At 42.2% G+C, this 22,489-nt stretch carries 21 protein-coding genes and 1 riboswitch; of the genes, 13 read left to right on the forward strand and 8 right to left on the reverse strand.

What is annotated here, in order from left to right; genetic code table 11:
• Positions 1-133: 133 nt before the first annotated feature.
• From MHH54_RS05465 to MHH54_RS05480, 4 genes are all read right to left on the reverse strand, one after another.
• A complete protein-coding gene (locus MHH54_RS05465) occupies positions 134-991 on the reverse strand; it encodes a GNAT family N-acetyltransferase (protein ID WP_003210882.1) in 858 nt (285 codons plus the stop codon).
• A gap of 125 nt (positions 992-1,116) precedes the next feature.
• Positions 1,117-4,545, reverse strand: a complete 3,429-nt coding sequence (gene metH, locus MHH54_RS05470; protein WP_106032337.1) for a methionine synthase — start codon at positions 4,543-4,545, stop codon at positions 1,117-1,119.
• Positions 4,529-6,370: a bifunctional homocysteine S-methyltransferase/methylenetetrahydrofolate reductase gene (locus MHH54_RS05475; protein ID WP_003211896.1), complete on the reverse strand. Its 1,842-nt coding sequence runs from the start codon at positions 6,368-6,370 to the stop codon at positions 4,529-4,531. Before MHH54_RS05475 ends, metH begins: the two co-directional genes overlap by 17 nt.
• Positions 6,371-6,448: 78 nt before the next feature.
• A riboswitch (SAM riboswitch) is annotated at positions 6,449-6,567 on the reverse strand.
• A gap of 81 nt (positions 6,568-6,648) precedes the next feature.
• Complete coding sequence (locus MHH54_RS05480) at positions 6,649-7,140, reverse strand: YajQ family cyclic di-GMP-binding protein (protein ID WP_003211707.1); 492 nt, start codon at positions 7,138-7,140, stop codon at positions 6,649-6,651.
• A gap of 237 nt (positions 7,141-7,377) precedes the next feature.
• On the opposite strand from MHH54_RS05480, the gene MHH54_RS05485 reads away from it, so the two are divergent.
• The 3 genes from MHH54_RS05485 to MHH54_RS05495 all read left to right on the forward strand — a co-directional run bounded on the left by MHH54_RS05485 (position 7,378) and on the right by MHH54_RS05495 (position 11,082).
• Positions 7,378-8,226 (forward strand): S1 RNA-binding domain-containing protein, encoded by an 849-nt coding sequence (locus MHH54_RS05485; protein WP_003212403.1) that lies wholly within the window; start codon positions 7,378-7,380, stop codon positions 8,224-8,226.
• Between the two features lie 232 nt (positions 8,227-8,458).
• Complete coding sequence (locus MHH54_RS05490; RefSeq protein ID WP_106035946.1) at positions 8,459-9,436, forward strand: BMP family ABC transporter substrate-binding protein; 978 nt, start codon at positions 8,459-8,461, stop codon at positions 9,434-9,436.
• Positions 9,433-11,082, forward strand: coding sequence for a methyl-accepting chemotaxis protein (locus MHH54_RS05495; protein WP_050945323.1), 1,650 nt, complete (start codon positions 9,433-9,435; stop codon positions 11,080-11,082). The genes MHH54_RS05490 and MHH54_RS05495 overlap by 4 nt, the downstream gene beginning before the upstream one ends.
• A gap of 48 nt (positions 11,083-11,130) precedes the next feature.
• Here the strand turns inward: MHH54_RS05495 and MHH54_RS05500 are convergent, their stop codons facing one another.
• A complete protein-coding gene (locus tag MHH54_RS05500) occupies positions 11,131-11,988 on the reverse strand; it encodes a DegV family protein (RefSeq protein WP_003211090.1) in 858 nt (285 codons plus the stop codon).
• 140 nt (positions 11,989-12,128) lie between these two features.
• On the opposite strand from MHH54_RS05500, the gene MHH54_RS05505 reads away from it, so the two are divergent.
• Positions 12,129-12,971: a YitT family protein gene (locus tag MHH54_RS05505; protein ID WP_003211320.1), complete on the forward strand. Its 843-nt coding sequence runs from the start codon at positions 12,129-12,131 to the stop codon at positions 12,969-12,971.
• 14 nt (positions 12,972-12,985) lie between these two features.
• Complete coding sequence (locus tag MHH54_RS05510; protein WP_058014326.1) at positions 12,986-13,441, forward strand: BsuPI-related putative proteinase inhibitor; 456 nt, start codon at positions 12,986-12,988, stop codon at positions 13,439-13,441.
• A gap of 59 nt (positions 13,442-13,500) precedes the next feature.
• Here MHH54_RS05510 and MHH54_RS05515 read toward each other — a convergent pair whose 3' ends face one another.
• The 3 genes from MHH54_RS05515 to MHH54_RS05525 all read right to left on the reverse strand — a co-directional run bounded on the left by MHH54_RS05515 (position 13,501) and on the right by MHH54_RS05525 (position 14,739).
• Positions 13,501-13,692 (reverse strand): DUF3813 domain-containing protein, encoded by a 192-nt coding sequence (locus MHH54_RS05515; protein WP_024425070.1) that lies wholly within the window; start codon positions 13,690-13,692, stop codon positions 13,501-13,503.
• On the reverse strand, positions 13,689-13,838 hold the full coding sequence (locus MHH54_RS05520; protein WP_003211909.1) for a hypothetical protein: 150 nt from the start codon (positions 13,836-13,838) through the stop codon (positions 13,689-13,691). The genes MHH54_RS05515 and MHH54_RS05520 overlap by 4 nt, the downstream gene beginning before the upstream one ends.
• A gap of 88 nt (positions 13,839-13,926) precedes the next feature.
• The gene (locus tag MHH54_RS05525) at positions 13,927-14,739 is read right to left on the reverse strand and encodes a Cof-type HAD-IIB family hydrolase (protein WP_003211732.1); all 813 of its coding nucleotides are present in this window, start codon (positions 14,737-14,739) and stop codon (positions 13,927-13,929) included.
• Positions 14,740-14,875: 136 nt separating this feature from the next.
• Between MHH54_RS05525 and MHH54_RS05530 the strand changes: the two genes are divergently transcribed.
• The 8 genes from MHH54_RS05530 to MHH54_RS05565 all read left to right on the forward strand — a co-directional run bounded on the left by MHH54_RS05530 (position 14,876) and on the right by MHH54_RS05565 (position 22,482).
• The gene (locus MHH54_RS05530; protein WP_226805002.1) at positions 14,876-15,661 is read left to right on the forward strand and encodes a prolyl oligopeptidase family serine peptidase; all 786 of its coding nucleotides are present in this window, start codon (positions 14,876-14,878) and stop codon (positions 15,659-15,661) included.
• Between the two features lie 45 nt (positions 15,662-15,706).
• Positions 15,707-16,015, forward strand: a complete 309-nt coding sequence (locus MHH54_RS05535) for a metal-sulfur cluster assembly factor (RefSeq protein ID WP_003211530.1) — start codon at positions 15,707-15,709, stop codon at positions 16,013-16,015.
• A gap of 122 nt (positions 16,016-16,137) precedes the next feature.
• Entirely contained in the window at positions 16,138-17,583 is a 1,446-nt protein-coding gene (locus MHH54_RS05540) for an FAD-binding oxidoreductase (RefSeq protein ID WP_226805004.1), read from the forward strand.
• The gene (locus MHH54_RS05545; protein WP_342500775.1) at positions 17,580-18,101 is read left to right on the forward strand and encodes an MFS transporter; all 522 of its coding nucleotides are present in this window, start codon (positions 17,580-17,582) and stop codon (positions 18,099-18,101) included. The genes MHH54_RS05540 and MHH54_RS05545 overlap by 4 nt, the downstream gene beginning before the upstream one ends.
• Positions 18,102-18,264: 163 nt before the next feature.
• A complete protein-coding gene (argC, locus tag MHH54_RS05550; protein WP_342500776.1) occupies positions 18,265-19,302 on the forward strand; it encodes an N-acetyl-gamma-glutamyl-phosphate reductase in 1,038 nt (345 codons plus the stop codon).
• A 20-nt stretch (positions 19,303-19,322) separates the two neighbouring features.
• Entirely contained in the window at positions 19,323-20,543 is a 1,221-nt protein-coding gene (gene argJ, locus MHH54_RS05555) for a bifunctional ornithine acetyltransferase/N-acetylglutamate synthase (protein ID WP_003211940.1), read from the forward strand.
• A gap of 14 nt (positions 20,544-20,557) precedes the next feature.
• A complete protein-coding gene (argB, locus tag MHH54_RS05560) occupies positions 20,558-21,334 on the forward strand; it encodes an acetylglutamate kinase (RefSeq protein ID WP_003212449.1) in 777 nt (258 codons plus the stop codon).
• On the forward strand, positions 21,331-22,482 hold the full coding sequence (locus tag MHH54_RS05565; RefSeq protein WP_003211045.1) for an acetylornithine transaminase: 1,152 nt from the start codon (positions 21,331-21,333) through the stop codon (positions 22,480-22,482). The genes argB and MHH54_RS05565 overlap by 4 nt, the downstream gene beginning before the upstream one ends.
• Positions 22,483-22,489: the final 7 nt, after the last annotated feature.

Consider the following 22,489-nt stretch of genomic DNA (forward strand, 5'->3'; position numbering starts at 1 on the left):
TGCTCGGCCTTCCTAGACTTCAAAGGTTTTCAATCACGCTGAAAAGAAGACAAAGGGCTAAAATAAAGATCATTTTAGCCCTTTGTCAACAATCTGAAGCTGTAGACATCAAGTGTCTACAGCTTTTTATATTTTACGAAAATGCTTGAGAGGCAAGGAAATAAAGAAGGGCGGGATCGTTCAGCTTTTCTTTTCCGCGAATCATCATAAAATGAGCTTTGTTTGTTTTCGTAAAACCTGCTTCAACAAGTGATTCATGGAGGCGCTCAGCTGTTTCCTCCTGCATATCTAAACGAATCGGACCCGAATAAGACGAAATGAGCGAACGAATCAGCGAGAGAGCTGTAAGTTCATCATTTGCTGTAAGCGGACCAATCATTAAATTGGCAGGTGTTTCAACGCCAAACGCAAAGCCAGTTGTGTCGTGATGTTCATTTTGTGCAATGATACGCCGTGCTGCTCGGTTCATCCGGTTTTTTATAAAGCTTGATCGATTTGTGCCTGCGCCTTTTTCATCTAGTGCTTCAATACACGGAAGGTGCGATTCATCGGCAGGAGACAGGTGGATGTCATCTGACACACGAAGCGCTTCTGGGTTTGGGTTTTGCGCTTTGTAAGTCGTAATGTAACCAGCCGTGTGAAACCCGATTTTTTCGTAAACTGGCCGCCCTTGGACAGTAGCGGTTAAAACGACAGGAATGCTTTGATCACATTGATCTAGCAGGGTGTCAATCATTTTCCTTGCAAGACCTAAGCCGCGATGTGTCTCAGATACAATGACAGCACCAATTGACGCCATTCGATCATATTGGAAAAGTCCTGCACATGAGATGACTTGTCCATCCGCTGTTGAAAAACCTGTGAAATATCCATTTGTTAAAAGAGATGTGAGCTCTTCCGCATTGTAATCAGGCCAGTCTACCTCTTGAGACAATGCGATAAGATCTGGTATGTCATCGAGTGTTAATGCTCGTTGAACAACGTTTGTCATGACGCGCAACTCCTTCTTAGCTGAATTCATCTATGTGTATCGTACCATAAGAAGGTATAGTGTAAAAATTGAAGTTTATCTAATTTTCCCAGCAAAAAAGAACCTCCAGTTTCGGAGGTTCTGCATTAATGAACATTAAAATATCGAGCTTCAGGATGAGAAACGACGATCGCTGAAACAGATGCTTCAGGTTCCATCATAAATCCTTCTGTTAGATGGATGCCGATTTTTTCAGGCTGAAGCAGCTTGAACAGTTTTTCTTGGTCTTCAAGATTTGGACAGGCGGGATAACCAAAGGAATAGCGCTGCCCTTGATATTTCGCTTGAAATCGTTTTTCCATTGTGAAATCGACTGGGTCAGGAAAGCCCCATTTGTCACGAATCACTTGGTGGGTTCTTTCGGCTAATCCTTCTGCAAGCTCAAGCGCAAGAGCTTGAACTGCATGCATTTTTAAATAATCTCCTTCTTGCTTAAAGTGCTGCGCGACTTCACGTATACGCGCTCCGGCTGTGACGGCAAATAAGGCAATATAATCTTTCTCCCTTTCACCGCTTCCCCGCACATAATCAGAAATGGAGCGGTACGGAAGCTTCTCCTGTCTTGGAAATTGGAATGTTTCAATGATACCGTCAGGCGCTTCGGGATCATAAATATGCAGATCATTTCCGTTTGAACTAGCAGGATAAAATTGATAAACAAATGCAGGGGCAAACCAGTTTTTCTCTCTGCCTTCGTTTAGAAGGTCTGTGACAAGCTGCTTTAATTCCAATGCTTTTGGATGCTGCTGCGCTAACAATGTTTTGACCTTTCCTTTTAACCCAAGGTGGTGGCCAATGAGCATTTGTTCATTTACATAAGGCATAATATGATGCAGGTCGATGTCCCTTACATAATGACGTGCCGTATTTTCTGGCGTGAAAATAGGTGCATCAGGGAGTGCCGCACGTTTTTCTAGTAATTCAATGACAGCTTGTGGCTGCTTTGTTTCTTTCTTTTTGAAAGGTGCCACAGGCTCTTCGTCGGGCTTAATTTGAAACTGAAGAGGATTTGCTTTTAACTCATTGGCTAAAGATAAGCCGTCCATCGCATCTTTTGCGTAAAGAACCGGTCCGTCATAATGAGGCGAAATCTTCATTTTCGTAAATTTTCGAGAAAGTGCAGCGCCACCGACCAAAATGGGCACGGAAATATTCGCCTTTTGTAAATCCTGAGCGGTGAGTACCATTTGCTGTGCTGATTTCACAAGTAATCCTGATAACCCAATCATATCTGGCTTTTCCTTTTGCACAGCTTCGATCAATGTTTGTGGTGTCACCTTGATCCCGAGATCGACCACTTGAAAGCCGTTATTACTCAAAATGATGTCGACAAGGTTTTTTCCAATATCATGGACATCTCCTTTTACAGTGGCAAGTAGAATCTTACCTTTTCCGTTTGCATGCTGCTTTTCCATATATTGCTCGAGATACGATACAGATGCCTTCATGACCTCTGCCGATTGAAGCACTTCCGCCACAATCAGTTCGTTTTGATTGAAAAGACGTCCAACCTCAGCCATTCCCTGCATTAACGGACCATTGATGATATGAAGTGGTGATTCAAATTGCTCTAGAGCAAGGGATAAATCATCGATAAGTCCTTCTTTTGTTCCTTCGACGACGTAGAGTGCTAGCCTTTCATCAAGTGATAAGGAGACCTTTGGTTTTTTCTCCGTTTTCTTTTTGCCTCGGTAAAATTGGGTGAATTCAGCAAGGGTTTGATCATTTGTTTCATAGAGCAGTGTTTCAGCCAGCTTAATTTCTTCCTTTGGAATGGAAGCGAAGCGTTCAAGCTTTTCTGTATTCACGATGGCGTAATCAAGTCCTGCTTGGACGCAGTGATACAAGTAGACGGCATTCAAAATTTCTCTCCCAAGAGGCGGGAGTCCAAAAGACACGTTGCTGATGCCTAAAATCGTCAAGCACTCAGGCAGGTTTTCCTTGATCATTTTGATGCCTTTGATCGTTTCTTCGGCAGCGCCAATATACTGCTCGTCTCCAGTGCCTACTGGAAAGACAAGTGGATCAAAAATGATGTCACTTGCGGGAATGCCATATTTCTTCGTTAATAGATCATGAGAGCGTACGGCAATCTCCAGCTTTCGTTCTGCTGTTACAGCCATCCCTGTTTCATCGATCGTGCCGACAACAAGTGCACCGCCGTATAGCTTCACAAGTGGAAGAATTTCTTCGAAGCGTTCTTCGCCATCCTCAAGGTTAATGGAATTGATGATGGCTTTCCCTTGGGAATATGTGAGCGCTTTTTCGATCACGTGTTTATCCGTTGAATCTATGACAAAAGGGGCTTTGACTTTTTTCATAGCCTCTTGTAAAAAGCCTTCCATGTCAGCCGCCTCCTCGCGATCTGGATCAGCGAGACACACATCAATCACGTGAGCGCCGTTTTTTACCTGTGCACGAGCAATTTCTGATGCTTCTTCAAACTTTTGTTCCGCAATGAGTCGTTTGAATTTGCGTGAACCAATCACGTTGGTTCGTTCTCCTACAAAAAGAGGACGCATTGACTCCTCATATATCAGAGGCTCAATTCCTGAGACGGTATGCTGAGACGATTCATGCGCAATGTGACGCGGCTGAATCGTTCGTACTTCATCTGACAATGCCTGTATATGTGCAGGTGTTGTTCCGCAGCAGCCGCCAACAATATTTAACCAGCCTTCCTTGGCAAAGGCGGAAATTTTTTTAGCAAGTGAAGCAGGGGATTCATGATATTGACCTTCTTCATCTGGTAGACCAGCATTTGGATAGCAGCTAACCGCTGACTTGGCGATGGAGGAGAGCGTGCGGATATGGTCTGTCATGAATTCAGGACCCGTCGCACAGTTCAGGCCGACACTCATTGGTTTCATATGCTCAAGAGAGATATAAAAGGCTTCAATATCCTGACCAGCGAGGGTAGTGCCCATCGGTTCAATCGTACCCGATACCATTAGAGGCAACTCAATACCTGTCTGCTGGAAGGCTTCCTGAATGCCTTTGAAACCAGCTTTTACATTCAGCATGTCTTGACTTGTTTCTAAAAGAAGGGCATCACATTTGCCATCAATCAGGGCGCGGGCCTGCTCTTCATAGTTTCTGACGAGCTCATCGAAGGTTGTGCCGCCTGTCACAGATAATGTTTTCGTAGTGGGACCCATCGCACCTACAACAAATCGGGGCTGCTCCGGCGTGGAGAAACGGTCAGCTTCGTCCTTTGCCAGCTGGGCAGCCCGTATATTGAGTTCATAGGCAAGGTGGCCAAGCCCGTATTCGTCAAGGACGAGCTTTGTAGCCCCGAACGTATTCGTTTCAATGAGGTCGGCGCTTGCCTCAAGGTATTCTCTATGAATCGCGCGGATGATGTGAGGGGCTGTCACATTTAAATACTCGTTACAGCCCTCATACTCTTCTCCGCCAAAGTCTTCTGCTGTGAGATTGGCATTTTGAATCATGGTCCCCATTGCACCATCAAGGACGAGGATGCGTTTCTTAAGCTGTTCAGTGATAGTTGACATGGGTGTTTGACTCCTTTTCTTTCTGATGAATGTAGGTGGTTAGTTCTGCTGTTAAGTCTGATCGAAGGAAAGGGGTAATTAAATAAATGCCGTTAAACAATTCGCAGGCTGTATCTAATAAAGAGCGGGCAATCGCTAAGCCTTCTGCTCGCTGCTTCTCTTTATCCTCACCAGCCTTGGCCATAATGTCACGAATGGAATCAGATAATTTGATGCCTGGAATTTCATGATGAATAAACTCCGCATTTCGGCTGCTTGTTAACGGCATAACGCCAATATAAATCGGCTTATCTAAATGACGGCTCTCCTCATGAATTTTCACAAGCTGTTCCTCAGAATAAACAGGCTGTGAAATAAAATAATCAGCACCGTATTCGATTTTTTTCTCAAGACGTTTGACCGCTTTATCAATGTGACGAACATTTGGATTAAACGCGCCAGCTACTGAAAAATTGGTCTTTTTGCCAAGCGGCTTCCCTGAGAAAGAAAGGCCTTCGTTAAACTGCTTAATCAGCCGAATCAAATCAAAGGAGGTTAAATCATAAACCGACGTTGCACCTGGAAAATCTCCAATCTTAGAAGGGTCGCCTGTAATGGCTAAAATATCAGTTAAACCAAGGGTGTCGAGACCCATCAAATGGGACTGAAGCCCAATCAAATTACGATCACGGCACGTGATATGGACGAGTGAACGCATATCAAGCTGCTGTTTCAATAATGCCCCGCAAGCCACATTGCTAATGCGCGGGGTCGCAAGAGAATTATCGGCTAATGTCAAGGCATCAATGCCTGCATTCTTTAACTCATTTGCCGCGACGAGGAATTTTTCGAAGTTCAGCTTCTTCGGCGGATCAAGCTCTACAATAATCGTCCGTTTTTTCGTAGCGAGCTCATCAAGACCTGGTTCAGTCCGCTGATCTTGAATCGAAATGATTTCTTCTTTTAATACTTTCACTTCTTTTTCAGTGATCGGGGCTAAATCCTTGACCGCTTCAGCCATTGCGTGAATATGCTGAGGCGTTGTTCCGCAGCAGCCGCCGATAATACGTGCGCCTTGATTTCTAAATTCAAGTGCACTTTTTCGAAAATAATCGTTATCTGTATCATAGACGAGTCTGCCTTCTTCAAGAGAGGGAAGACTGCTGTTGGGATAGACTGATAAATGGGAATTTTCTAAAATTGGAACGCCTTCGAGTGCCTGAATCATATGATAAGGGCCAAGCCGGCAGTTGATGCCAACGACGTCTGCGCCAAGAGAGGACAATTCAGATAAACCATCCTTGAGCGGTGTTCCATCCTGCAACACACCTTGTTCATGCATGGAGACGTTCATGACAATCGGGAGAGTCGTTTCTTTTCGTGCAATTTGGAGAACGGCCTTCGCTTCTTCCATGTCATAATACGTTTCTAGCAATAATCCATCGGGCTGCTCATTTAATAGAATGTACAGCTGCTCTCTAAAGCTTCGTTTAATTTCTTCAATTGTATAGGCATTTTTGTTAAACGTTCGAATGCCGCCGATCGTTCCAAGGACATAAGCAGAGCCGGCGGCTGTTTTTGCGATTTGTACCGCCTTTGTATTGATGCGCTTTGTTTCTTCCTCTAAGCCGTAGCGGGATAGTTTAATATAATTTGCGCCGTACGTATTTGTTTGAATGATGTCCGCACCAGCCTGCACATATGCTTCGTGCACGCGCCTTACTTCATCTTCTTTCGATAAATTTAATTCTTCAAAGCAGCGGTCAATGCCGTAAGAGTATAAAAGTGTTCCCATTGCACCGTCAGCAATCAGTACGCGGTTTTGTAAGTCTTGTAATAGGCCCATTGGTTTCCTCCTTATTTTTATGTAACAAAAAAAGCCTTCTGATAAGAAGAAGACTTTTTGGCTGTATCGTAATTCTTCTTCTTATCTTCCAAGCAGTTGCTTGCTGGATTTAGCACCTTGGTCATAGAAAATATATTTCTACTACACCGGTTGCTGAGGCTTCACAGGGCCAGTCCCTCTGCCTCTCTTGATAAGAAAGCGATATGAACATGTCAATAAATTGAACTTCCATCCACTGTATCGAAAAAATCGGAAATAATCAATGGAAAATTTGAAATTTATCGAAAATTTATAAATTGAACGTCAATCGGTAAATCTGCCTTGCGCATAAGAGAAATAACCTCTTGTAAATCATCTTTATTTTTTCCTGTTACACGCACTTGGTCATCTTGAAACTGTGACTTCACTTTGATGCCGGATTGCTTAATGAGTGCATTGATCTTTTTGGCGTTGTCTTGATCAATTCCGCTGATCAGCTTCGCGCGCTGGCGTACGGTTCCGCCAAGGGCATGCTCGGTTTTTCCGTAGTCGATGTTTTTAGTTGGAACATTTCGTTTGATCAGCTTTGACACAAGTACATCTTTTAGCTGCTCCAGCTTAAAATCATCATCAGAGATGAGCACGAGCTCCTCTTTTTCAAGAGAAATATCACTTTTACTTCCTTTAAAATCATAACGGTTTTTAATTTCCTTCAGCGCTGCTTGAACGGCGTTTTGCACCTCAGGCAGTTCAACCTTTGATACAATGTCAAATGAGCTTTCTTTTGCCATAACACATGACCTCCATGGATAGATATTGCGTCTATTTTATCATGCAACGTGGAGAAGAAGAAACTTTATCAAAGAGATGAGTCAAAGAGTTCTGCCAGCAGCGGTATAAATCGCGTTCGGTTTGACCACTTTAGCTAACAGAACTAGAGATGTTCATGTGAGGAGAAGTATAGTAGAATAAAGTGAATCAAAAGATGAACGAACGCTCTTTTATGAGCAGATAGGAAGGAAGAGAACATGAGACCAGGTGAGCAACTGACCTTGCAAATAGAGAACGAGATGGAATACGGCTACTTTTTGACAGATGGTGAAGATTCGGTCCTCTTGCACCGCAGTGAAATGACAGAAGATATTGGTGACCAAGATGAAGTAGAGGTCTACTTATACGTAGATCATGAAGAAAGACTAGCTGCGACGATGAAAATACCGACAATCAATGCGCATACATATGGCTGGGTAGAAGTCGTAGACGTCCTAGAAGACATGGGCGCATTTGTGGATGTCGGGCTTTCAAAGGATGCACTTGTTGCAACAGAACATCTACCGCCTTTTGAGGAAGCATGGCCGAAAAAAGGAGACAAACTTTACTGTATGCTGAAAGTCACAAGCTACGGCAGAATGTTCGCAAAGCCAGCCACTGAAGATGTGATCAGTGAATTGTTTACAGAGGCACCTGAAACCTTAATGAACAAAGAAATCACTGGTACGATTTATCGCTTAATTGCGACAGGCTCGTTTATGCTGACAGATACAGGCGTGCGAGGGTTTATCCACCGCACGGAACGAAAGGAAGAACCAAGATTAGGATCGACCGTGACAGGACGCGTCATTGCAGTGAAAGAGGATGGGACCGTGAACGTTTCTCTGCTTCCTAGAAAACAGGAAGCGTTATCTGTCGATGCAGAAGAAATTTTAACCTATATGAGAACGAGAAATGGTGCCATGCCTTATGGAGACAAAAGTGATCCAGAAGACATCCGTGAACGATTCCAAATGAGCAAGGCAGCCTTTAAACGAGCATTAGGTCATTTGATGAAAAACGGCCTAGTCTACCAAAAAGAGGGCTGGACATATGAGAAAAAATGAGCAGCGTGAAAGAGAACCCTAACCTCATGGGTTTTCATATCACACTGAAATGAAGAAAAAGGGATAAAATCATCATGGTTTTATCCCTTTTTTTATATTTGTGATAAATAATGGTTTTTTTTAGTGAAAAAAGTCATGAAAAAAGCTGAAAAACCTTCACTTAATCATTGAAACAACGCCTCTCAAATCCGATAAGAAAGGAGTAAGGATGACAAAAGGAGTGTGTGTTTGGATGAAAGTGAAAATTTCATTGCTTCTGTTGGTAGCCGTGCTTATGGTGCTCGCCGCATGCAGCAATCAACAAGGGGAACCACCAGCATCAAATGCGAAGCATATTGGCGTTATGCTCACAGATGATGGTCTTGGTGATCAATCATTTAACGATTCATCGTTTAAAGGATTAGAAAAAGCACGTGATGACCTAGGTATTGAATTTGATTATAGAGAAATTGCAGAAACCGATACATATGAAAAAGGACTGACCGAGCTTGTAAAATCTGGCAATGATCTCGTCATCGGGGTAGGCTTTAGTATGCAAGAAGACTTAGAAAAAGTCGCAAAGAAATATCCGAAGAAGCACTTTTTGCTCATCGATGCCGTATCTGAGCTGAAAAATGTGACCTCCGTGACGTTTAAAGAAGAGCAAGGCAGCTATTTAGCGGGCGCACTTGCTGCAATGACAACGAAAAGTGATGTCATTGGATTTGTTGGCGGTGTCGATGCGGAGTTGATCCATCGTTTTGAAAAAGGGTTCCAAAAAGGCGCCAAATCAGTGAATCCGAACATCAAGATCTTATCCACCTATGCTAATACGTTTAGTGATGCGGACAAAGGCAGTAAAATAGCCAAAGGCATGATCAAAAAGAAAGCAGACGTTTTATATGCCGCAGCTGGCTATACAGGTGTCGGTGTATTAAAAGAAGCGCAAGCGCAGGGCAAATATGCCATTGGTGTAGATAGTGATCAGTACTACACCGCTGAAAAAGCGGTGATTTCGTCCATGGTAAAAAAAGTCGATGAAGTGGTCTATCAATTCAGCGAACAGCTTGTCAAGAGCAATCAAATCAAAAATGGGCATGTTATCTACGACTTAAACAATGACGGAATCGATATGGCAAGAATTCGGGTGCTCAAAGATGCTGAAACATTGACCAAAAAAGTAAATGAACTGAAGCAGCAATTGCTAAAAGATGAGGGGGACGCATCATGAGCTTGCGCATCAAAATTTTACTCAACTCACTCGTCTCACTTCTTTTAGCAGTTGGCGTCATCGCCTTTATCATTGTCAGTATGACAAAGATCCAATCATCAAATGAAACAGAAGTTCAAGCCTTATTAAATGTTCAAAAAACGAAGGCAAGCTTTGAAAGCGTCGAACAAACCATGACCAATTATTCAATGACTCTTTCTGATGAACAGCTAGAGGTTGTTCAAACCGGTATTTCTACAGCAAAAAAACAGCTGCAAACGTTAAACAAACACGCAGGAAATATAAATAAAGATGAATTAACAAGGTTAAATGCAAAATATGACACGTGGACTAAGGAAGCAAATAATGCCATTGGTGAAAAAAACGCATCGGATGCAAGACGGGTCGCTGCAAGAATTGATGGTGTTTTAAACGACATCCATACAATGAATAAAAGAGCAGAAGAAGCATATAAACAAAATCTAGAGAATACAGCGGATAATGTGCAATGGATCATCACAAGTGCACTCGTCGCAGCTCTCACACTGATTGTCATTGCTGTCTTTTTAAATATTGGATTAACAAGATCCATCGTGACACCGATTAAATCACTTTCCTACCGAGCGAAGCAGATCGCAGAAGGCAACCTTGCTGTCGAGCGAATGGACATTCAGCGTAAGGATGAAATCGGCGGCTTGAATGAATCCTTTAATCAAATGACAGATCAACTGATTAGTTTGATTAAAGAAATCAGTAATGTCTCAAGTCAAGTAGAGACATTCTCGATCCAATTAGATGATGAAAACAAAAAGCTGATGGAATCTGCAAATCAAGTATCTGTCTCGACAGACGAAATGGCAAATGGGTCACAGGCCATTTCAGAGGATCTCCAGCATGGCGTTAGCTTGATTGAAAAGATGGATCAGCATGGACGTAAAAATTCCGAACGTTCACAAACAGTCATCCAAAGTACAGGGGATGCGATAGAAGCAGTGGAAAGTGGAAAGCACACGTTAACAGAAACCAAAACGGCGATTGAAAAAAATACACATGCCACAAGGCAAATCGAGCAGTCGGCAGGAGAATTCACGCAATATGCTAGCGGGATCTCGGCTATGGCCAAAACAGTTTCTGACATTGCGGATCAGACAAACTTACTTTCGCTAAATGCAGCGATTGAAGCGGCAAGAGCAGGTGAGGCTGGAAAAGGCTTTGCCGTTGTAGCAGATGAAATTCGTAAGCTAGCCGACGAATCATCTAACGCTACAAGACAAATCTTTGATATGGTCAGTCATATTGAAAGAGGCATTCAATCCATTAGTCAAACTGTTAAAGAAGGAGTCAAGCTTTCACTTCAACAGCAGGATGCGATGGACAAAACCTCACACTCCTTTGAAGATATAGAAACAAAAGCGCAGCACATTAAACGAGAAATGGCGGTCTTAAATGACCAAATTGTTCAATCAACAGAGCTTGGCGGACAAGTACTCAACTCGATTGAAAATATTAGTGCGGTTGTAGAAGAAACAGCAGCTGGCAGTGAAGAAATTTCTGCCTCGGCCAATGAACAGCTGCAATCTTTCCATCAAATGAACAAACAGGTAGAAGAACTGATGAGTATGACGGCAAGGTTAAATGAAACCGTCCACCGTTTTAAACTTTCATAAGTCATAAGAAAAGCACCCTTCCCGTGATGTGTCAGGGAAGGGTGCTTTTTATGATGGTTTGCCTGTAAAGAAGATGGCAAGCGTACCTGGGCCTGAATGGGACCCAACAGCTGCGCCGACAATCTGAATATCAATTTCTTTTGGATGAAATTCGGCTTCAATCAATTGTCTCATGTCTTCTGCAAGTGCAGGATCATCACCATGACTAATGCCAACAGTTTGATTTGACCAATCCGTTCCACGTTCTTTCATCAATTCAATAATGCGTTTCAACAGCTTTTTACGTCCGCGGATTTTCTCAAGGGGGATGAGCTTTCCATCCTCGACGTGTAAAATGGGCTTAATACTCAATAAACCGCCAACAAATGCGGACGCTTTACTAATTCTTCCGCCTCTTGCTAAATACGATAAATCGTCTACAGTAAAAATATGTTGTAAAGATTCGCAAAAATGCTTTACAGACGTTTCAATTTCTTGTATTGTATTTCCGTCAATGGCAAGTGATTGAGCGTGTTTGACAGCAAGCCCATAGCCGAGTGAAGCACATTTAGAATCAATGATTCGTAAATCAAAATCAGGGTATTCTTCCTTCACTTCGTTTGCCATCATCACAGCGGTTTGATATGTACCAGAAAGCTCTGATGAAAAGGCAACATAGATTGCAGATGTATGGGTTTGTGCGAGAGAAACAAAGGCTTCTTTGATTCGGTTTGGTGAAGCTTGTGACGTTTTTGGGCTAGCACCTTGTCTCATCGCATCAAATACTTGTTTTGGTTCAATGGTGACCAAATCTTCAAATTCCTGCTCGCCAAGCAATACACGGAGCGGAATAACCGTCATGTTATGTTCATCATAATAAGAAAGAGGCAGATCAGCAGCACTGTCTGCTATGATATGAACAGTCATCAAAATCCCTTCTTTCTAAAAAAATCAGCCATATTTTACAACTTTTTAGCCTAACTATATCACAGAAATCAACTTTTCGTGTTCAAATTCTAAATTTTAGGGAAAACCATAGAGAGAATGGTAAGTGGAGGAATGACAATATGTTCATCGGAGAAGCAAAAAAACTCATTGTCGTCGTCATTGGTGCACTGCTCAATGCGATTGGACTAAATTTATTCTTAATTCCAGCTGATGTATACGCGAGTGGGTTTACAGGGGTAGCCCAGCTGTTATCTAGCTTAATGGATCAATATGCGCCATTTTATGTATCCACAGGGATTCTATTATTTATTTTAAATATTCCAGTCGGCATTTTAGGGTGGATGAAAGTGGGCCGTTCCTTTACGTTTTACAGCATCATCAGTGTGGCCCTGACGACCATTTTCCTCGGCATCTTACCAGAAACGAGTGTTTCACATGATATTTTACTAAATGCTGTGTTTGGCGGCGTGATATCAGCAGTAGGGATTGGGATCACGCTCAAATTTGGGGCATCGACAGGCGGACTCGACATCATAGCCATGATCTTAGCGAAGTGGAAGGATAAACCAGTCGGCACGTATTTCTTCATTTTAAATGGTATCATCATTTTTACAGCAGGATTATTACAAGGTTGGGAGAAAGCATTATATACCCTTGTCACATTGTATGTGACCACAAGGGTCATTGATGCCATCCATACAAGACATGAGAAGCTGACCGCGATGATTGTGACGAAGAAGGCTGATGAAATCAAGGAAGCCATTTATGGAAAAATGGTCAGAGGTATTACGACTGTACCTGCAAAGGGAGCTTTTACCAATGAGCCAAAAGAAATGATGGTGATCGTCATTACAAGGTATGAGCTGTATGAACTTGAACAAATTATTAAAGAAGTCGATCCAAAAGCCTTTACAAATATTGTGCAAACAACTAATATTCTTGGATTTTTCAGACGAGATTAAAAGGTGGGTAGCGAATGAAAAAAGGGTTGGTGCTTCTTCTCGTTGTATTGATTTTAACCGCTTGTGGACAACAAAAAAAGGATGAACCAGACAAGGAGGTATCCGGTCAAATGGGAGAAAAAACGGTTGTACTCACAGTAGACCCCGTCCAGAAAGGTTCTTCGGTTCAATTTAACATGTCACTGAAAAATGAATCAGATCGAGATATTGAATTTACCTTTAACACAAGCCAGAAATTCGAGCTCAGTGTGTATGACGAAAACGGAAATGAACAATACCGCTATTCAAAAGACCGTATGTTCACTCAGGCTATCCAATCCTTTGTGCTAAAGAAAGGCGAAGCCTATGATTTTCAAGATACGTGGTCAAATGGTGTCAAGCCGGGAACGTATGAAGCGGTCGTCACATTTAAAGGAAAAGCAGAAGGGCTGAAGCAAATCACGGAAAAGAAAACATTCCAAGTGAAATAATTGCTTTCAGCTTCATGAGAATCAGAAAAAGCTGTCCAATGTTGGACAGCTTTTTTATGTTAGAGATCATCGAGCAAGTCTTGGAAGGTATGCAGCTGGTTTCTTTCTGCATCTGTCGAATTGGCAAATGCAGATGATACGGCATTTTTGGCTCGTTTGACCGCCTGTTGACGCTCTAACCCAGATGAAAATGAAGAAGTAAGGGCTTCTTCAGTAAATGATTTGGCTTGATCAAAAAGTTCGTTTCTCACAATGAACCTCCAGAAGCATCAGTCTTCATGTTTTCTCTGCCAGACGCTTCTTCAAGCGTAGAACGATAAGGAAAACGTGCGTCATGCAGACTGATTGAATCTTTACCTTGTTGTATAAAGCGTTTCGATTTGCTTCTTTTACCCATTCGGAATCCGCCCCTTTACACAAGCTGACAGGACAACCTGTCTAAAGGTAGTATGCCCGCTTCCATCTGCTATGTATGAATGGAAAAATTAAAGCGAGAAGTAATTCGTTAGAAACTTTGCAATTCCATCTTGTTCGTTTGTATCAGTGACTTCATTTGAAACACGTTTCACGGCATCGATTCCGTTGCCCATAGCCACACCGCATCCAGCAAATTCAAGCATTTCTAAATCATTGTCTTCATCTCCGAATGCCACAATCCGCTCCTGTGGAACGCCGTAATAATCACTGATCTTTTGCAGTCCAACAGCCTTGTTCATGCCTGTTTTAATGATCTCAATCACGTGCCACGGGGCAGCCCATCGCCTATGATCAATCACTTCTGCATGAACATCTGATAAATAGCTTCGAATGGCTCCGACGTCCTCTTCTTTTGCGTGAATTAACACGCTCGTCACATTCTCTCCGAGGTTGTCCCGAAGGTCTCCAACAGTAACTTTATTTGCATTCATATTAAATATATCAATGAGCTTCTCATCATGATAATGGAAATACAAATCGTCTAACACTTCAGCAAGCACATTGTGTACTTTATACTCCTCACTAATGTCTACAAGCTGTTTAACGACTTGAAGATCAAGTGACGTATGAAATCTTCCCCATTTTTCATCAAGAGGATGATGGACAAACGCTCCATTAAAATTCACAATGGGTGAATCAAGCTGTAATTGCTGATAATAAGGAGAGCTGGAACGAAATGGCCGTCCGGTTGAAATACAGACATGATGCCCGCTGTCTTTCACTTTTTGAATGACGTCAAGTGTGTGTGTAGAGATGGTTTTATCATCTTTTAATAACGTGCCATCCAGGTCAAGTGCGATTAGATAAGGTTGAGTCTCCATAAAATCTCCTTTGATCTGTAAGTGATAGGAGGCAATTCTTGCGGCGCCTCTATCTATAGTGTATCTTTATCACATCTTTGTTGTCTACATGTTAAAATAAACAAAGACGGGAATGATAAAGGAGGATTCATAGGCTGTGATCACCATTGATGAGCAAATTGCGCGCGATATTCCATTTTTACATATCGTAAAAGCTGAAAATAAAAACAAACCGCTGCCGCTTGTATTTTTTATACACGGATTTACAAGTGCACGCGAGCACAACTTACACTTCGCCTTTCATTTGGCGGAAAAAGGCATGAGAGTGATTTTGCCTGACTGTGCTTATCATGGTGTAAGATCAGAAAACCTCAGCTTAGAGGAACTGGCGTCAAGGTTCTGGGAAATTGTCCTGAACGAAATACGTGAAATCGATATACTCAAAACATATTTTCAAGAAAAACAATTGATTGAAGCCGATCTGATCGGTGTTGCAGGTACTTCCATGGGCGGCATCACGACCTTTGGTGCACTCGCCAAGCATGATTGGATTAAAGCGGCAGTTAGCTTGATGGGCAGTCCGAAATATACGACATTCCTACAAGCACAAATCATGAACATGCGGAACAAAGGGTTGATGAAAGACATTACAGACGAAGAGGTTCATCAGCAATTAGACGTGCTGCGTCCTTATGATTTAACGCTGCAAACAGATCGATTAAACAAAAGACCGCTGTTATTCTGGCATGCAGAAAATGATCCAGTTGTCCCTTACCGGCATGCAAAAGCTCTTTATGACGAGTTAGCAGCAACCCAATATAAAGAAGATCCGCACCTGATTCGTTTTATTACAGATGGACAAGCTGGCCATAAGGTCTCAAGACAAGCAATGTTTGAAACGGTTGACTGGTTTGTGACACATCTGAAAAGCACAAACGTTTAGTCAAAAGAAAAAGTACGTTATACTAATGGAAAAGGAGTGGATATCATGGATGAAGCATTGAAAGAAAATATTTTAGGCGCCCTAGAACAGGTGATTGACCCTGAGCTGAATGTCGACATCGTCAACCTTGGACTTGTCTATGATGTCGATCTTGATGAGAATGGAAAAGCGGATATCACGATGACCTTAACATCAATGGGGTGTCCTCTTGCACCAGTAATCGTGGATGAAGTGAAAAAAGCATTAAGTGATCTTCCAGAAGTGAAAGAAACAGAAGTTCACATCGTATGGAATCCGCCTTGGACACGAGACAAAATGTCAAGATACGCAAAAATTGCGCTCGGTATTCAATAAGCACAAATGAAAATGCCTGGTATGAGTTGAACTCATGCCAGGTTTTTTTATGAAAAAATAAGGTGGAGGAAGAGAATGGATTGATATAATGGGTGTAATATGACAGATCGGAGTACCTCATAATGAAACGAAAATGGTTATGGATTGTTCTTTTAATGGGATACGCTGCTGCATTTTTTACATCAATCACCATCCGCGAGGAGCAAGCACACAAAAAACAAGATCTTGAGGCGTTTACAGATGTCAGTCATCTCATGCCCATTAAAATAAAAAAAGTCGTTCAAGGTAAAGAAATAGATACTTTAAAAGAAGTAGTAGAAGAAGCGAAAGTAAAAAACCTGCCGATATCCATTGCCGGCAAACAGCATAGCATGGGCGGCCATACGTATTATGAAAATGGCATCGTGCTCGATATGACAGAATTCCGCCAAATTTTAGCATTTGATAAAAAAAAGAAAACCATCTGTGTCCAAAGCGGCGCTACATGGGATGATATACAAAGATATGTCAACCCATATGGTCTTGCAGTGAAGGTCATGCAATCACAGAATATCTTTACGATTGGCGGTTCCCTCAGTGCAAACGCACATGGACGTGACATTCGCTACGGATCACTCATTGACACCGTTCGTTCTTTCAGGCTGCTTAAGGCAGATGGGGAGATCGTTACAGTGAAGCCGGGCGATGATTTGTTTACTGCCGTGATTGGCGGATATGGTTTGTTCGGCGTCATTTTAGATGTTGAGCTTTCGTTAACGAGAGATGAATTATACAAAATGGAGACAACCTCTCTAGATTATCGCGAATACAGTGATTATTTTCAAAAACATGTCAAACAAAATAAACAAGTACGCATGCATCTTGCCAGAATTTCAACAGCGAAAACAAACTTTTTGAAAGAGATGTATGTGACGAATTATTCCCTCACTTCACAACAAGAGATCGAATCATATCAAGAGCTGAAAGAGGATCAACTCGTTATGCCACTAAAATTTATGCTCGGTCTTTCAAGAAGGTTTGATATGGGGAAAGATCTGCTATGGAATTTGCAAAAGAAGTATTTCAAAAGTCAAAATGATCAGCTGATCACAAGAAATAATGTGATGCGCTCAGATTCTGCTTTTTTAGACTATGAAAATGAGTCAGACACAGATGTACTGCAGGAATATTTCGTCCCAGTCGACCGCTTTCGTGCGTATATCGATGACATGAGAAGCTATTTACAACAGGAAGAATTGAATTTAATGAACATCACAATACGCTACGTACAAAAAAATGAAAAAGCGGATCTCTCATATGCGAAAGAAGATATGTTTGCCCTTGTTCTTTTAGTGAATTATGGTTTTAAGAAAGAAGAGAAGGCAGAAGCAGAGCGGATCATCCGGCAAATGACAGATATCACGCTACGGCACCATGGAAGCTATTACTTACCGTACATGCCTTATCAAACGAAGGTACAAATGAAACAGGCGTATCCTAAAACGGATGTGTTCTTCCAAAAGAAAAAGCAAGCAGATCCGGACGGCAGGTTTATCAATTACTTTTATGAAAGGTACAATACACAATGAATGCAAAAGCAATGAAATGGTTCGTCTACTCACAAAGTCTGCTGTTTTTCGCCAGCAGTTTGATTTTCCCTTTTTACATTCTTTTTATTAAAAATGTTGGATCAAGCTACTCTCAGTTTGGTCTTGCCTATGGCCTGTTTGGTTTAAGCGGAGCGTTTATTCATTTACTTTTAGGGAAACTGCCCGAAACCACCGATAGGCGGCTCTTTTTGATTATTCATTCGTTCGGTATGGCATTTCTTTTGCTGCTATTTCCGCATATAACAGAAGTCGCGCAAGTGTATATGATTCAGCTGGCACTTGGTGCACTAGGCGGCTTTCAAAAGCACGGGGAAAAACTCATCGTTACGGAACTGACAACAGAGAATAAAAGAATGAAGGAGGTCGGCCGCTATCATTTTTGGACAGCTCTTTTTTCATCGATAGCAATTATGCTTGGCGGCCTGTTTGCAGATTTCTTCACCGTTTACTTCATTTTTTATGCAAGCTCTATCATATATTTATGCGTGCTCTCATGATCATCTTGATGAAATATGAAAGATAAATCCGCATATCTCACGTAGATATGTGGATTTTTTTATGAAAAAAAATGAAAAGAAATATTAAATATACAATTGAATTAATTTTTATACATGTTATAATGTTAAATAATTTCACAAAGATCAAGAGGGTGTATTGACGTTGAAAATAGGTATTATAGGTGCTACGGGATACGGTGGTGCGGAATTAGTTCGTATCTTCAAGCAACATCCACACGTGGATGAATGTATATTGTATTCATCGAGTGGTGATGGGCAATTATACAGTCAATCTTATCCGCATCTAACAACGATTACTGATCAAACATTAAAAGCCATTGATCCTGCTGCCATTGTGCGAGAAACAGATGCTGTGTTTTTAGCGACACCAGCAGGCGTATCAAGTGAACTCACACCGAAGCTCATGAACCAAGGAGTGCCTATCATTGATTTATCAGGTGATTTGCGCATTCAAGACGGTGCAACCTATGAAGCTTGGTATAAACGAAGGGCAGCTGATCAAGCATCTGTTCAACAAGCTGTGTACGGGTTATCTGAATTGAATCGTGAAACGATTGAGCAGGCTGAAGTTATTGCAAATCCAGGGTGCTTCCCTACCGCAGTTCTTCTCGGTTTAGCACCGCTGATGAAACAGAATCTAATCGATGAATCTATGATCATCATAGATGCAAAAACAGGAGTGTCCGGTGCAGGACGATCTGCCTCACTTGGAACGCATTTTTCAGAGCTAAACGACAACTTCAAAATTTATAAGGTAAATGAACATCAACATACACCTGAAATAGAGCAAATATTAAGAGAATGGAATCCGCACACGGCGAATATCACATTTTCAACGCACCTTGTCCCGATGACAAGGGGGATTATGGCGACGATGTATACCCAGCTGAAATCAGATATCACAAAAGAGGAATTGATGAAGCATATGAAAGGCTTTTATGAAGATTCCTATTTTGTCAGAGTGAGAGATCACGGGGTGTATCCGCAAACAAGGGAAGTATACGGCAGTAATTTCTGTGACGTTGGCTTTCATTTAGATGAACGTACAGGCAGACTCACGATTGTGTCTGTGATCGACAATCTCATGAAGGGTGCAGCCGGCCAAGCGGTTCAAAACTTCAACATCATCAAAGGCTTAGATGAAGAGGCGGGCCTCACAATGACACCTCTCTATCCATAAGAACAGGGGAGACAACAAACATGATCGAATTGAATGAAAAAAGCATTGTTAAAATAGACGGTGACGTATCATCACCAAAAGGCTTTGAAGCAAAGGGGATTCATATTGGATTACGTTATTCAAAAAAAGACCTCGGACTGATCGTCAGTGAAGTGCCGGCAGCGAGTGCAGCGGTATACACACAAAGTCACTTTCAAGCTGCGCCTCTACAAGTCACTCAGAAAAGCTTAAAAAAGACAGGGCAATTAAAAGGGGTCATTGTCAATAGTGCTATCGCCAATGCATGTACCGGTGAGCAAGGTTTAAAGGACGCATACGAAATGCAGGCAGCCTGCGCAGATATGTTAGGGGTAGAACCTGATTACATTGCTGTTTCTTCTACTGGTGTCATTGGAGAGTGTCTGGATATGGATAAAATTAAAAAAGGCATCACTCAGCTGAAAGAAGCAAAAGCAGGAAATGGTCATTTTGAAGAGGCAATCTTAACGACAGATACAGTCATTAAAAACACAACATACACCCTGACGATAAACGGCAAAGAGATTCTCATTTCAGGTGCAGCGAAGGGCTCAGGTATGATTCATCCAAATATGGCAACAATGCTTGGCTTCGTGACAACGGATGCAAATGTCGAACAAGACGCTCTGCAAAATGCACTGCGTGATATTACCGATGTGACCTTTAATCAAATTACTGTCGACGGAGAAACATCGACAAACGATATGGTACTCGTGATGGCAAATGGCATGGCAGAAAATGATGTGCTAAATGAAGAGCATCCAGAATGGCCATTGTTCAAAGAAGGATTAAAGCTAGCTTGTGAGGATCTTGCCAAAGAGATTGCTAGAGACGGAGAAGGTGCAACGAAATTAATTGAAGCGCAAGTCGCTGGCGCTAAAAATCATTTAGAAGCCGGCATCATAGCGAAGAAAATCGTCGGTTCAAGTCTAGTGAAAACAGCCGTATACGGCACCGACGCCAACTGGGGGCGTATCATTGGAGCGATTGGCCATAGCGCAGCGTCCGTCACACCACAAGAGGTAGAAGTGTATTTAGGTGGACAATGTCTGTTTAAACATAATGAACCGCAGCCATTCTCAGAAGAGGAAGCAAAAGCGTATTTAGAGCAGGATGAGATCACGATTTTGATTCAAATGAATGAGGGGAATGGTCAGGCAGCGGCATGGGGCTGTGACCTTACCTATGATTATGTGAAAATTAACGCGAGCTATCGCACATAATGAAGGAGATAGACATGGATAAAACGATCGTATTCAAGTGTGGAGGCAGTGTCATTCGAGAACTTTCAGATACCTTTTACGAAAATGTCCGCTCACTTCAAGCTGCTGGGTTTAAGCTGGCTATCGTCCATGGCGGAGGCCCTGAAATCACTAGCATGCTGCAAAAATTAGAAGTGAAAACAGAATTTGTTGACGGGCAGCGCAAAACAACGAAGCCGGTATTAGAGGTAGCCGAAATGGTCCTCTCGGGAACGGTCAATAAATACTTTGTGTCAGAGCTCGCAAAGCATGATATCTCATCTGTCGGCGTGTCTGGGAAAGATGGTCAGATGCTTGTCGCTGATTTTCTTAATCAAGACGTGTACGGGTACGTTGGTGAAATCAAAGAAGTGCATCCAGAGATGGCAGAAGCATTAATGGAAAAACAATTTATTCCTGTGATTGCACCACTGTCTATGACAGAGGAATGCCAAACGTTAAACGTAAACGCTGATTTAGCAGCATCAGCTGTCGCAGGAGCGATGAAAGCTGATAAGCTCATGTTTGTTACAGATGTGGAAGGCATTTTAAAAAATGGCGAGCTATTAGATGTCGTCACCGAACAAGAAGCTCTCACGCTCATTGATGAAGGCATTATTTCCGGGGGAATGATTCCAAAAGTGCAATCCGCTTTGAGTGCTTTATCAAGAGATGTGGATGAAGTCATGATCGTCAATGGCAAAGGCAGTATCTTTACAGGGGAAACCTTTAAAGGAACAAGAATTGTGAAGGAAAAGGAGGCGGTCCTGTGAGTCATCTCTTTCAAACTTATGGACGGTGGAATGTTGAAATTAAAGAGGCAGCAGGTTCTTGGGCATTCGATACAAATGGGAAAAAATATTTAGACTTTATACAAGGCATTGCGGTCACAAATCTCGGTCATAATCACCCAAAGGTCAATCAAGCCATCAAGAAGCAGCTTGATCACGTCTGGCATGTATCGAATCTATTTGAAAATGGGCTGCAGGAAAAAGCAGCAGAAAAGCTGGCTGCAAACAGTTCAGGGGATCTCGTGTTTTTCTGTAATAGCGGAGCTGAGGCAAATGAAGGTGCAATCAAATTAGCGCGTAAAGCAACAGGGAAAACAAATATTGTGACTTTTTTGCACTCTTTTCATGGGCGCACGTATGCTGGTATGGCTGCTACAGGTCAAGATAAAATCAAAACGGGCTTTGGCCCTATGCTGGAAGGCTTTCATTATGTACCGTTTAATGACCCAGACGCTATTGCTGCATGTGAAGTCGATGATGTGGCAGCGGTGATGCTTGAGGTTGTGCAAGGAGAAGGTGGCGTAAATCCAGCGACAACAGAATTTCTAGAAGCTGTTCAAGCGTTTTGCCAAAAGCATGAAGCACTTCTGATCGTAGATGAGATTCAAACGGGTATTGGACGTACAGGAACAGCATTTGCATACGAACAGACGGGACTTGATCCTGATATTATCTCTTCTGCTAAAGGATTAGGAAATGGCTTCCCAGTCGGTGCAGTCATCGGGAAAAAGGCTTTAGGAGACGCATTCTCACCAGGTTCACATGGAACAACTTTTGGTGGCAACATGCTTGCCATGGCTGCTGTGAATGCAACACTCGATGTCATTTTCAAAGATGAGTTTCTGACAGAAGTCAAAGAAAAAGGCGCTTATCTGCTAGAAAAACTACAAGATCTGAAACAACTGAATATCGTAAAAGAAGTACGCGGAAAAGGATTGATGGCAGGGGTTGAATGTCATCAGCCAGTCGGAGATTATATCACAGCTCTGAGAGAACAGGGGTTGCTAGTACTTCCAGCTGGTCCGAATGTGATTCGGTTATTGCCTCCGCTGAATGTAGAAAAAGCAGAAATAGATCAAGCAATAGAAGCGATGACTCATGTTTTAGCAAATGAAACAGTGACGGTATAAATTTTTT

Origin of the sequence: Bacillus sp. FSL K6-4563, from assembly GCF_038630405.1 — a bacterium.
GTDB classification, from domain to species: Bacteria; Bacillota; Bacilli; order Bacillales; family Bacillaceae; genus Bacillus; species Bacillus pumilus.